The following is a 12,059-nucleotide window of genomic DNA, read 5'->3' as shown; positions in this document are numbered from 1 at the left end:
ATGGAACAGCGCGACGTGCTGGTCGTCCTCTACGACGGCGTGCAGAGCCTCGACGTCTCCGGACCGGTCGAGGTCTTCAGCGGTGCCGAGCGCGGTAGCCCCGGCGCGTACCGCATCCGCACCGCGAGCCTGGACGGTGCCCCGGTCCGCACCACCAGCGGCCTGACCCTCGTCCCGGACACCACGCTGGACGCCGCCGCGCCCCCGCACACCCTCCTCGTCCCGGGCGGTGAGGGCACCAGCACCCCCGACCCCCGACTGGTCGCCTGGCTGCGGGCGCGGGCCCCGCACGCCCGCCGCAAGGTCTCGGTGTGCAGCGGCGCCTTCCTGCTGGCCGCGGCCGGCCTGTTGGACGGGCGCCGGGCCACCACCCACTGGGCGCTGTGCGACCGACTCGCCGCCGAACACCCCGCGGTCCGCGTCGCCCCCGAGCCGATCTACGTCCGCGACGGCGACGTGGCCACCTCCGCGGGCGTCACCGCCGGCATCGACCTGGCGCTGGCCCTGGTCGAGGAGGACCTCGGCCGCGACCTCGCCCTGACCGTCGCCCGCCACCTCGTCGTCTTCCTCCGCCGGCCCGGCAACCAGACCCAGTTCAGCGCCCAACTCGCCGCCCAGACCGCCGAGCGCCGCCCGCTGCGCGACGTCCAGCAGTGGATCTCCGAGAACCCCGCCGCGGACCTCTCCGTCGAGGCGCTGGCCGACCGCGCCCGGCTCTCCCCACGGCACTTCGCCCGCGCCTTCCGCGACGAGACCGGGATGACGCCCGGCCGCTACGTCGACCGGGTCCGCCTGGAGGCGGCCCGCCGGCGCCTGGAGGACACCGCGGACGGCATCGAGCGGATCTCCCGGCAGTGCGGCTACGGCACCGCCGAGGCGATGCGCCGCGCCTTCGTCCGGGTCCTCGGCGCCTCCCCGGCCGAGTACCGCCGCCGCTTCCGGCCCGCCCCGCCGCCCCCGTAGCGGGGGCCCACCGACCACCACCCGACCACACCCACCACATCAGGAACGAGGACCCCATGCAGATCGCCATCCTGCTCTACGACCGCTTCACCGCCCTCGACGCCATCGGCCCCTACGAGACCCTCGGCCTGATCCCGGGCGCCGAGGTGGTCTTCGTCGGTGAACGCACCGGCCTGCACCGCACCGACAAGGGCTCCCTCGCGGTGGCCGTGGACGCCGCGCTGGGCGACGTCACCGCGCCGGACCTCGTCGTCGTCCCCGGCGGCCCCGGACAGGCCGCGCTCATGGACGACGGCCCGGTGCACGACTGGCTCCGGGCCGTGGACGCCGGCACCACCTGGACCACCTCCGTGTGCACCGGTTCGCTCATCCTCGCCGCCGCCGGTCTCCTCAAGGGCCGCCGGGCCACCTCCCACTGGCTCGCGCTGGACCAACTGCCCGCCTACGGCGCCGAACCGACGGGGGAGCGGGTGGTCTTCGACGGCAAGTACGTCACCGCCGCCGGCGTCTCCTCCGGCATCGACATGGGCCTGGCCCTGGCCGGCCGGATCGCCGGCGACCACATCGCGCAGACGATCCAGCTCGGCATCGAGTACGACCCGCAGCCGCCCTACGACGCGGGCGCCCCGGACAAGGCCCCCGCCGACGTCGTCGCGGGCCTGCGCGAACACGGCCGCACCATCCTGGCCGGCGAGCGGTGGCGGGACCAGGTCGCCGACGGGAAGTGACCGCACACCGGTCCTAGGGGGCGGCGGCCCCGGCTCAGCCCGCCGGCCACCGGAAGCGCGGTGCCCTGCGCTCCAGGAAGGCCGCCGCCCCCTCCGCGATCTCGCCGCACTCCCGCGCCTGCGCCGCCCAGTGCGCCCCGCGCGCCTCGGCCGCCTCCGCCGGCACGTCCCAGGTGCCGTCGGCCAGTTCCTTCGCCGCGGTCTGGGTCAGCAGCGACCGGCTCGCCAGCACCGCGGTGAACTCCGCGATCCGCTTGTCCAACTCGCCCTCGGCCAGCACCTCGTCCACCAGCCCGGTCCGCAGCGCCCGCGCGCAGTCGATCAACTCCCCCGAGAACAACAGGTACTTGGCGGCCGACGGCCCCACCAGGCGGACCAGTCGCCGGGTCGCCGACGCCGGATACGCCACCCCCAGCTTGGCCGGCGTCACCCCGAACAGTGCCCCCTCCTCCGCGAACCGCAGATCGCAGGCGGCCGCCAACTGGGCGCCGCCGCCCACGCAGTAGCCGCGTATCGCCGCCACCGTCGGCCGGGGAAAGGCCGCCAGCGCCTCCTCGGCCGCCACCGCCAGTCCCTCCGAGGCGCCCGACGCGTCCCGCAGCGACCCGATGTCCGCCCCCGCGCAGAACGTCCCCCCGTCCCCGGTCAGCACCAGCGCCCGCACCGCGGGGTCCGCCGCCAGCCGCGCCAGCAGTGGCGGCAGCTCCCGCCACATCCCGACAGTCATCGCATTGCGCTTGCCGGTGTTGCTGATGGTGACGGTGGCCGTGCCGCCGTCGACATGCGTCCTCAGAGCCGGTTCCATGCCGGGATATTAGGGCGCCTCCGGGGCGCCGCGCCGGATACGATCGACGGTCTGATGTCTGCCACCCTCGTCGCCAAAGACCTCGCCGCCGGCCACGGCGAGCGCGTCCTGTTCTCCGGCCTTGACCTGGTCGTCGCCCCCGGCGACGTGATCGGCCTGGTCGGCGCCAACGGGGCGGGCAAGTCCACCCTGCTGCGCCTGCTGGCCGGCCTGACGCCCCCGGAAGAGGGCGCCCTCGCGCTCAGCCCGCCCACCGCCACCATCGGCCACCTCCCACAGGAGCCCGACCGGCGCCTAGGAGAGTCGGTCCGCGCCTTCCTCGCCCGTCGCACCGGCGTGGCCGAGGCCCAACGCGCCCTGGACGCCGCCACCGAGGCCCTGGCCGACGAGCGCCCCGGCGCCGACGACGCCTACGCCACCGCCCTGGAGCGCTGGCTGGCCCTGGGCGCCGCCGACCTCGACGACCGCGCCGAGGAGACCGCCGCCCAACTCGGCCTGGCCGTCAGCCTCGACCAGCCGATGACCGCCCTCTCCGGCGGCCAGGCCGCCCGTGCCTCGCTCGCCTCCCTGCTGCTCTCCCGCTACGACGTCTTCCTCCTCGACGAGCCCACCAACGACCTCGACCTGGACGGCCTGGACCGGCTGGAGTCCTTCGTCGCCGGGCTGCGCGCCGGTACCGTCCTGGTCAGCCACGACCGCGAGTTCCTGGCCCGCACGGTCACCCGCGTCGTCGAACTCGACCTCGCCCAGCAGCAGGTCAACACCTACGGCGGCGGCTACGCGGCGTACCTGGAGGAGCGCGAGTGGGCCCGCCGGCACGCCCGCGAGCGCTACGAGGAGTACGCCGACACCAGGTCCGCCCTGGAGACCCGGGCGCACACCCAGCGCAACTGGATGGAGAAGGGCGTCCGCAACGCCCGCCGCAAGGCCACCGACAACGACAAGCTCGGCCGCAAGGGCCGGGTCGAGGCCACCGAGAAGCAGGCCGCCAAGGCCAAGCAGACCCAGCGGATGATCGAGCGGCTGGAGGTCGTCGAGGAGCCCCGCAAGGAGTGGGAGCTGCGGATGGAGATCGCCGCGGCCCCCCGCGCCGGCGCCGTGGTCGCCACCCTCCGGCAGGCCGAGGTGCGCCGCGGCGCCTTCCGCCTCGGCCCGGTGGACCTCCAGATCGACTGGGCGGACCGGGTCGCCATCACCGGCCCCAACGGCTCCGGCAAGTCCACCCTGCTCGCCGCCCTCCTGGGCCGGCTGCCGCTGGACTCCGGCGCGGCCGCGCTCGGCCCCGGCGTGGTGGTCGGCGAGATCGACCAGGCCCGCGGCCAACTGTTCCACGGCAGCGGCGACCCCACCCTGCTGGACGCCTTCCGGGCCGCCGTGCCGGACCTGGCCCCCGCCGACGTGCGCACCCTGCTCGCCAAGTTCGGCCTCAAGGCGGCCCATGTGCTGCGCCCCGCGCACACCCTCTCGCCCGGGGAGCGCACCCGCGCCGCCCTGGCCCTCCTCCAGGGCCGCGGCGTCAACCTCCTGGTGCTCGACGAGCCCACCAACCACCTCGACCTGCCGGCCATCGAGCAGTTGGAGTCCGCGCTCGCCTCGTACCCGGGGACCCTGCTGCTGGTCACCCACGACCGCCGGATGCTGGCGGCGGTGCACACCACGCGCCGCATCGAGGTCGACGGCGGACGGATCACCGACCGCGCGGTGTGACCGTTCCCGGCGACCGTTCCGGCTTTCGATTTGTCACCGCGCCGGCCGCCCCGTAAGGTACTCCGAGTCGACGCGGGGTGGAGCAGCTCGGTAGCTCGCTGGGCTCATAACCCAGAGGTCGCAGGTTCAAATCCTGTCCCCGCTACTGAAGAGACGATAGGCCCGGTGCCCAGGCACCGGGCCTGTCGTCGTTTCCGCACCCTGCGCGCTTCCCCGCTCACCCTGCCCCCTCCCGTAATACGCGGTATACCGGGACAAAACGGTCCTTGATCGAGGAGGCGGCGATGGTCGGCAGGTCCAAGTCCCCCCGGCGCAGCCCGGCGGCCCGGCTGGGGCGCAGCTTCGGACTGCTCGCGGCGCTCGGGATCATCCTCGTGCTGGCCGGGATCGTGGGACTGATCTACGTCGGCGTGGCCACCCTGACCACGATGCTGCTCTTCGGCTGGCTGCTGCTGATCGGTGGCCTGGTGGGGCTGGCGCAGGCGATCCAGTCCCGGGGCACGAACTTCTTCTGGCTCGCGGTGGTCGTCGCGGCGCTGAACATCGCGGCCGGCGTGGTGGTGATCCGCCGGCCCGAGGCCAGCGCCGCCGCCCTGACCATGTTCGCCGCCCTGCTCTTCCTGGCCGGCGGACTGTTCCGGCTGGTCGGCTCCGTCGTGGTGCGCGGACCGCAGTTCGGCTGGACGCTCCTCCAGGGCGTCATCGGCCTGTTGCTCGGCATCCTGGTGCTCGCCAACTGGCCGCACAGCAGCCTCTACGTCATCGGCACCTTCTTCTCGCTGGAGCTCCTCTTCGACGGGCTGGGCCTGCTCGCCATGGGACTCGGCGGCCGCCGGGTGGTCGACATGGTCGAGGGCGGCAGAGTGGCTTGATCCCTACCCCGGCGCCGACGGATTTGTCCGGACGCCGGGAACGCCCCCCGATGCCGCGCCGAAAATACGAAAGTGAAGCGACGGGACGTGTCACGAGGCCGCTCAATTCCGCCAGAATCGACCAATTGCCGTCGATAGGCGCTGACTTGTGTTCAGGAGGCCGGCCAGGACCGGCGCATTCTCAACACTCGTCCTGTGAGGATGCCTTCCGGACCCCCTGCAGAACCCCCCGAGGAGCTGACCTCCCCGCTCGCGTACGAAGGTGTCTGGCGGTTCACCGCCCCGGCACTGGAGTCGTCGGTGCCCCAGGCGCGCCACGCGGTCCGGGATCTGCTCGCCGAACAGCGCGTGCCCGTCGCCGACGACGTCCTCGACGGGCTGCTGCTGATCGTCTCCGAACTGGTCACCAACGCCGTCCGGCACGCGGCGCTGCTCTCCCCGCAGATCGCCGTCCAGCTCACCCTCGGCGCCGGCTGGCTGCGGATCGCGGTCGAGGACGACCACCCCTACCGCCCCAAGGCGCTTGAGGCGGACGAGGGCGACATCGGCGGCCGCGGCCTGTGGCTGGTCAAGGTGCTCACCGCGGAGGTGGGCGGCAAGTGCGACGTGGAGCTCACCGCCGGCGGCGGCAAGGCGATCTGGGCCGAGCTGCCGCTGATCCCGCTGGCTACCAGCCCGCCGACTGCCCGGTGAGCTCGCGGACCGCCGGACGCGCCGCGTCCAGCACGGTCATGAACCACGCCGAGAACGGCGCCCGGGCATGCCGCTCGGCCAGCTCCGCCGGCGTGACGAAGGCGGTCTCGGAGATCTCCTCCGGGTCTGGCGCCGGCTCGGTGCGCAGCAGCCCCACGAACAGGTGGTTGTACTCCTGCTCCACCAGACCGGAGTCCGGATCAGGATGGTTGTAGCGCACCGTCCCGGCCTCGGCGAGCAGCGCCGGGGCCACTCCGAGCTCTTCCGCGGTCCGCCGGGCCGCGGCCGCGAACGGCGTCTCCCCGGGATACGGGTGGCCGCAGCAGGTGTTGGACCACACGCCGGGGGAGTGGTACTTCGACAGCGCCCGGCGCTGGAGCAGCAGCCGTCCCTTCTCGTCGAAGAGGAAGACCGAGAACGCGCGGTGCAACTGCCCCGGCGGCTGGTGCGCCGCCAGCTTCTCCGCGGTGCCGACCGTCCTGCCGTCCTCGTCGACCAGCTCCAGCATGATCGGCTCGGCGGCGCCGTCCGGTGCCCCCACCGCAGAGGTTCCGGCGGTCTGTCCCTTGGGAGGTGTGATCGGCATGCCCATCCTTGTCGTCGGTCGTCGGTGTCAAGTCTGCCCCACCAGGCCGGCCATCTTCGGCAGAGCGCCGCCCGGTGCGGCCACGGTCGCGGGCCCGCCGCCGGCATGGCCCTCGCCACAGCCGCCCCCTGGCAACCGTGACCAGCCCCCGCATATCCGGCACCCGGCCCGCCGGCCAGTTGTTCCGGCGCGCCCCGATCCACCATGATGATCGCGGCAGGCGCAGCCGTCGGTCACCCGATCGAGTGGTGAATGCATGGTGAACGGCCGCATCCCGCGATCAGATAGCCTCTGCCGACGTGCCCCCGGTCTTCCACGGCCCGGTGTGCCACGCCCGCCGCCCGGGTAGTTCGTGCCGAATGCGGACCGACCGGCGCTGCTCGTCAGCATCCAAGGAGTGAGTTCGTCTGTCGACCGCCATCCTCACCGGTCCGCCGGTCGCCGGGTCGTCGCTCGAAGCCGACCTGCGCGCCCTGGGTTTCGAGGTCCGCGCGGCCGATGACCCGGCCGGCGCCGCCGCGCTCCTCACCGAGGCACCCGCCCAGGAGCGGGTGGCCGTCGTGGACCCCCGCTTCGTCGGGCACCTGCACGCCCTGCGGCTCGCCCTGACCGACCCCCGCTTCCCGGCCGCCGCCGTGCCCGGCGCGCTCACCGTCCAGCCCGCGGCCCGCGCCGCGCTGGACCGCGCCGCCGGACGCATCCCGGTCGGCGCCGGCACCGCGCACCTGACGGACGTGCTCACCGACACCCTGACCGAGGCGCTGGACCGCGCCGACGTCGGACTGCACCGCGTCGAGCCGGGCACCCTGGTCGCCACCCTCGCGCTGACCCCCGCCCAGCGGGAGGAGGCCCGCGAGGCGGTCGCCGCCGTCGACGACGAGGCGGTCCGGCTGCGCACCGCCGTGAAGTCCCGCGACGGCTTCTTCACCACCTTCTGCATCAGCCCCTACTCCCGCTACCTCGCCCGCTGGTGCGCGCGCCGCGGCCTGACCCCCAACCAGGTCACCACCGCGTCCCTGCTCACCGCGCTGATCGCGGCGGGCTGCGCGGCCACCGGCACCCGCGGCGGCTTCGTCGCCGCCGGCGTGCTGCTGCTGCTCTCCTTCGTCCTGGACTGCACCGACGGGCAACTGGCCCGCTACTCGCTCCAGTACTCGACGCTGGGCGCCTGGCTGGACGCCACCTTCGACCGCGCCAAGGAGTACGCGTACTACGCCGGGCTCGCCCTCGGCGCGGCCCGCGGCGGGGACGACGTCTGGGCGCTGGCGCTCGGCGCGATGATCCTCCAGACCTGCCGGCACATCGTCGACTTCGCCTTCAACGAGGGTAGCGACTTCGAGGGCGGCGCCGGGGCCGCCGGCCCCGCGGTGGCGCTCTCCGACCGGCTCGACAGCGTCGGCTGGACGGTCTGGGTGCGACGGATGATCGTGCTGCCCATTGGCGAACGCTGGGCCATGATCGCCGTGCTGACCGCGCTCACCACCCCGCGCATCGTCTTCTACGCCCTGCTCGTCGGCTGCGCGCTGGCCGCCTGCTACACCACCGCCGGCCGGGTGCTGCGCTCCCGGGCCCGGCGCGCCCGGCGCACCGACCGTGCCGCCCGCGCGCTCGGGGAGCTCGCCGACTACGGCCGGTTGGTCGAACTGCTCACCCGCCACGGTCGCGGCCGGGGCCGGACCGGTTCCCTCCTGGCGCCCGTTATGGCGTTTCTCTCGTCCGCGGTACTGCTGGTGTGGCTGGTCTCGCAGCCGCAACCGGCGTCCTGGCTCACCGTCGGCGTCGCCGTCTGCGCCGCGCTGCTGGCCGCCGCGGCGCTGTCCCGCCCGCTCAAGGGCGCCCTGGACTGGCTCGTCCCGCCCTTCTTCCGGGCCGGCGAATACCTCACGGTGCTGGTGCTGGCCGCCCGGTCGGACGCCCACGCGGCGCTGCCCGCGGCGTTCGGGCTGGTCGCGGCGGTCGCCTACCATCACTACGACACGGTCTACCGCATCCGCGGTGGCGCCGGCGCCCCACCGCGGTGGCTGGTCCGGGCCACCGGCGGGCACGAAGGGCGGATCCTCGTGGTCACCGTCCTGGCCGCCGCGCTGCCCGCCACAGGTTTCGCAGTCGCGCTCACGGCACTCGCTGTGCTCTTGGCGCTGCTGGTGCTCGCCGAGAGCATCCGCTTCTGGGTGGCCGCTCACAAGCACGGCGCACCCGCCGTTCACGATGAAGGAGAACCCGCATGATCGGCCTCGTGCTGGCCGCCGGCGCCGGACGGCGTCTGCGCCCCTACACCGACACCCTGCCCAAGGCACTGGTGCCGGTCGACGGCGAGAAGACCATCCTCGACCTGACCCTCGGCAACTTCGCCGAGATCGGTCTCACCGAGGTCGCGATCATCGTCGGCTACCGCAAGGAGGCCGTGTACGAGCGCAAGGAGGCCCTGGAGCAGCAGTACGGCCTCAAGATCACCCTCATCGACAACGACAAGGCCGAGGAGTGGAACAACGCCTACTCCCTGTGGTGCGCCCGTGACGTGATCGCGGTCCACGACTCGGTGATCCTCGCCAACGGCGACACCGTGCACCCGGTCTCCGTCGAGCGGGACCTGCTCGCCGCGCGCGGCGACGGCCAGCAGATCATCCTCGCGCTGGACACCGTCAAGCAGCTCGCCGACGAGGAGATGAAGGTCGTCGCGGACCCCGCCAAGGGCGTCAGGAAGATCACCAAGCTGATGGACCCGGCCGAGGCGACCGGCGAGTACATCGGCGTCACCCTCATCGAGGGCTCCGCCGCCGCCGAGCTGGCCGACGCCCTGAAGACCACCTTCGAGCGGGACCCCGACCTCTACTACGAGGACGGCTACCAGGAACTGGTCAACCGCGGCTTCAAGGTCGACGTGGCCCCGATCGGCGACGTCAAGTGGGTCGAGATCGACAACCACGACGACCTCGCGAAGGGCCGTGACATCGCATGCCTGTACTGACCCGCCTCATTCCGTCCCCGGTCGTCGTCGACATCAGCGCCGGCGCCCTGGACGACCTGGCGGGCGTGCTGGCCGACCAGCGCATCTCGGCTTCCGGCAAGCTGGCCATCGCGATCAGCGGTGGCTCGGGGGCCCGGCTGCGCCAGCGGCTGGCCCCCGCCCTGCCCGGCGCCGAGTGGTACGAGGTCGGCGGCGGCACCCTCGACGACGCGATCAAGCTCGCCGACGCCATGAAGAAGGGCCACTACGACGCGGTCGTGGGCCTGGGCGGCGGCAAGATCATCGACTGTGCGAAGTTCGCCGCGGCGCGCATCGGCAAGCCGCTGGTGGCGGTCGCGACCAACCTGTCGCACGACGGGCTGTGCTCGCCGGTCGCCACCCTCGACAACGACGCGGGCCGCGGCTCGTACGGCGTGCCCAACCCGATCGCCGTGGTGATCGACCTCGACATCATCCGCGAGGCCCCGGTCCGCTTCGTCCGCTCCGGCATCGGTGACGCGATCTCCAACATCTCCGCGGTCGCGGACTGGGAGCTCTCGCACCGGGAGACCGGCGAGGACATCGACGGGCTGGCCGCGGCGATGGCCCGGCAGGCCGGCGAGGCCGTGCTGCGCCACCCCGGGAGCGTCGGCGACGACAACTTCCTCCAGGTGCTGGCCGAGGGCCTGGTCCTCACCGGGATCTCGATGTCGGTGGCCGGCGACAGCCGCCCCGCCTCGGGCGCCTGCCACGAGATCAACCACGCCTTCGACCTCCTCTTCCCCAAGAGGGCGGCGAGCCACGGCGAGCAGTGCGGCCTCGGTGCCGCCTTCGCCACCCACCTGCGCGGCGACCGGGAGACCGCGGGGCTGATGGTGGAGGTGCTCCAGCGCCACGGCCTGCCGGTCACCCCGGGCGACATCGGCTTCACCGACGACGAGTTCGTGCAGGCCGTCGCGTTCGCCCCGAAGACCCGTCCGGGCCGCTACACGATTCTGGAGCACCTGGACCTGACCACCGACCAGATCAGGGACGCATACGCCGACTATGCCGAAACCATCAGTAGCTGAACTCCGCCCGGTCGTTCACCCCGAGGGCGTGAAGGACCGGCGCAGCGGTGAGCACTGGGCCGGCCGCCTCTACATGCGGGAAATCTCGCTGCGTTGCGACCGGTACCTGGTGAACACCAAGGTCACGCCCAACCAGTTGACCTACCTGATGACCGTCTTCGGCGTCCTCGCCGCCCCGGCGCTGCTGGTGCCGGGGGTCTGGGGCGCCGTGCTCGGCGTGCTGATGGTCCAGCTCTACCTGCTGCTCGACTGCGTCGACGGCGAGGTCGCCCGTTGGAAGAAGCAGTTCTCGCTCGGCGGCGTCTACCTGGACCGGGTCGGCGCCTACCTGTGCGACGCGGCGGTGCTGGTCGGCTTCGGCCTGCGCGCCGCCGACCTGTGGGGCCCCGGCCGGATCGACTGGCTCTGGGCGTTCCTGGGTACCCTGGCCGCGCTCGGCGCGATCCTGATCAAGGCGGAGACCGACCTCGTCGGCGTCGCCCGGCACCAGGGCGGGCTGCCGCCGGTCAAGGAGGCGGCGGCCGAGCCGCGTTCGTCCGGGCTGGCGCTGGCCCGCAAGGCGGCAGCGGCGCTGAAGTTCCACCGACTGGTGCTCGGGATCGAGGCGTCCCTGCTCATCCTGGTGCTGGCGATCGTGGACGCGGTCCGGGGCGACCTGTTCTTCTCCCGGCTCGGCGTCGCGGTGCTGGCCGGCATCGCGCTGCTCCAGACCCTGCTGCACCTCGTGTCCATCCTCGCGTCCAGCAGGCTGAAATGACCGGGGCACCCCGCATGCGACTCGGGGCGGTCGTCCTCACCATGGGCAACCGCCCCGTCGAGCTGCGTGCGCTGCTGGAGTCCGTCGCCAAGCAGGACGGCGATCCGATCGAGGTGGTGCTGGTCGGCAACGGCGCCCCGCTGCCGGAGCTGGACGTCCCCGGGATCACCGTGCGGACCGTCGAGCTGCCGGAGAACGTCGGCATCCCGGCCGGCCGCAACGTCGGCATCGAGGCGTTCGGCCCGGGCGGCCGGGACGTGGACGCGCTGCTGTTCCTGGACGACGACGGACTGTTGCCGAACACCGACACCGCCGAGCTGTGCCGGCAGGCGTTCGCCGCCGACCCGAGGCTGGGCATCATCAGCTTCCGCATCGCGGACCCGGACACCGGGCTGACCCAGCGCCGGCACGTCCCGCGACTGCGCGCCTCCGACCCGATGCGCTCCTCGCGGGTGACCACCTTCCTCGGCGGTGCCAACGCCGTCCGCACCGCGGTGTTCACCGAGGTCGGCGGCCTGCCCGACGACTTCTTCTACGCCCACGAGGAGACCGACCTGGCCTGGCGGGCACTGGACGCCGGCTGGCTGGTCGACTACCGGGCGGACCTGGTCCTGCACCACCCCACCACGGCCCCGGCCCGGCACGCGGTCTACCACCGGATGGTGGCCCGCAACCGGGTCTGGCTGGCCCGCCGCAACCTCCCCGCCCCGCTGGTGCCGGTCTACCTCGGTGTCTGGTTCCTGCTCACCCTCGCCCGCCGGCCATCGTTGCCCGGACTCAGGGCCTGGCTGGGCGGCTTCAAAGAGGGCTGGTCAACGGCCTGCGGTCCTCGGCGTCCCATGAAGTGGACTACCGTGTGGCGCCTGACCCGGCTGGGCCGCCCTCCCATCATCTGACAAGCTCGTATCTGAGAGCATCAGGCGCGAACCGG

Annotated in this window: 12 protein-coding genes and 1 tRNA gene; 11 read left to right on the top strand and 2 right to left on the bottom strand. The window is 73.1% G+C overall.

Features of this window, described 5'->3' with window-relative positions:
* Both ACIQU6_RS08050 and ACIQU6_RS08045 read left to right on the top strand, forming a co-directional pair.
* On the top strand, positions 1–963 hold the full coding sequence (locus ACIQU6_RS08050) for a GlxA family transcriptional regulator (protein WP_403480776.1): 963 nt from the start codon (positions 1–3) through the stop codon (positions 961–963).
* Positions 964–1,019: 56 nt separating this feature from the next.
* The gene (locus tag ACIQU6_RS08045; RefSeq protein WP_403480775.1) at positions 1,020–1,691 is read left to right on the top strand and encodes a DJ-1/PfpI family protein; all 672 of its coding nucleotides are present in this window, start codon (positions 1,020–1,022) and stop codon (positions 1,689–1,691) included.
* Between the two features lie 34 nt (positions 1,692–1,725).
* Here ACIQU6_RS08045 and ACIQU6_RS08040 read toward each other — a convergent pair whose 3' ends face one another.
* Entirely contained in the window at positions 1,726–2,496 is a 771-nt protein-coding gene (locus ACIQU6_RS08040; protein WP_403480774.1) for an enoyl-CoA hydratase/isomerase family protein, read from the bottom strand.
* Positions 2,497–2,550: 54 nt separating this feature from the next.
* Here ACIQU6_RS08040 and ACIQU6_RS08035 point away from each other — a divergent pair, with 54 nt between their 5' ends.
* The 4 genes from ACIQU6_RS08035 (at position 2,551) to ACIQU6_RS08020 (ending at position 5,768) form a co-directional block, all read left to right on the top strand.
* Positions 2,551–4,203, top strand: a complete 1,653-nt coding sequence (locus tag ACIQU6_RS08035; protein ID WP_403480773.1) for an ABC-F family ATP-binding cassette domain-containing protein — start codon at positions 2,551–2,553, stop codon at positions 4,201–4,203.
* A 71-nt stretch (positions 4,204–4,274) separates the two neighbouring features.
* A tRNA-Met gene (locus tag ACIQU6_RS08030) sits at positions 4,275–4,348 on the top strand.
* A gap of 139 nt (positions 4,349–4,487) precedes the next feature.
* Positions 4,488–5,075: an HdeD family acid-resistance protein gene (locus ACIQU6_RS08025; RefSeq protein ID WP_403480772.1), complete on the top strand. Its 588-nt coding sequence runs from the start codon at positions 4,488–4,490 to the stop codon at positions 5,073–5,075.
* A 201-nt stretch (positions 5,076–5,276) separates the two neighbouring features.
* A complete protein-coding gene (locus ACIQU6_RS08020; RefSeq protein ID WP_403480771.1) occupies positions 5,277–5,768 on the top strand; it encodes an ATP-binding protein in 492 nt (163 codons plus the stop codon).
* On the opposite strand, the gene idi is transcribed toward ACIQU6_RS08020, so the two are convergent.
* Positions 5,743–6,354: an isopentenyl-diphosphate Delta-isomerase gene (gene idi, locus ACIQU6_RS08015; RefSeq protein ID WP_274912279.1), complete on the bottom strand. Its 612-nt coding sequence runs from the start codon at positions 6,352–6,354 to the stop codon at positions 5,743–5,745. The genes ACIQU6_RS08020 and idi overlap by 26 nt on opposite strands.
* A 407-nt stretch (positions 6,355–6,761) precedes the next feature.
* Between idi and ACIQU6_RS08010 the strand changes: the two genes are divergently transcribed.
* From ACIQU6_RS08010 to ACIQU6_RS07990, 5 genes are read left to right on the top strand one after another with little or no spacing between them, the layout of a single operon-like run.
* Entirely contained in the window at positions 6,762–8,582 is a 1,821-nt protein-coding gene (locus tag ACIQU6_RS08010) for a DUF5941 domain-containing protein (RefSeq protein WP_403480798.1), read from the top strand.
* Positions 8,579–9,322: a sugar phosphate nucleotidyltransferase gene (locus ACIQU6_RS08005; RefSeq protein ID WP_403480770.1), complete on the top strand. Its 744-nt coding sequence runs from the start codon at positions 8,579–8,581 to the stop codon at positions 9,320–9,322. Before ACIQU6_RS08010 ends, ACIQU6_RS08005 begins: the two co-directional genes overlap by 4 nt.
* Positions 9,310–10,371, top strand: a complete 1,062-nt coding sequence (locus ACIQU6_RS08000) for an iron-containing alcohol dehydrogenase family protein (protein ID WP_403480769.1) — start codon at positions 9,310–9,312, stop codon at positions 10,369–10,371. Before ACIQU6_RS08005 ends, ACIQU6_RS08000 begins: the two co-directional genes overlap by 13 nt.
* Positions 10,349–11,128 (top strand): CDP-alcohol phosphatidyltransferase family protein, encoded by a 780-nt coding sequence (locus ACIQU6_RS07995; protein ID WP_403480768.1) that lies wholly within the window; start codon positions 10,349–10,351, stop codon positions 11,126–11,128. Before ACIQU6_RS08000 ends, ACIQU6_RS07995 begins: the two co-directional genes overlap by 23 nt.
* Positions 11,125–12,024, top strand: a complete 900-nt coding sequence (locus ACIQU6_RS07990) for a glycosyltransferase family 2 protein (protein ID WP_403480767.1) — start codon at positions 11,125–11,127, stop codon at positions 12,022–12,024. The genes ACIQU6_RS07995 and ACIQU6_RS07990 overlap by 4 nt, the downstream gene beginning before the upstream one ends.
* Positions 12,025–12,059 lie beyond the last annotated feature (35 nt).

Origin of the sequence: Streptomyces sp. NPDC090442 (assembly GCF_044769405.1) — a bacterium.
GTDB lineage: Bacteria > Actinomycetota > Actinomycetes > Streptomycetales > Streptomycetaceae > Streptomyces.
Note: the sequence above shows the minus strand (reverse complement) of the source record. Positions and strands in the feature narration are given on the sequence as shown.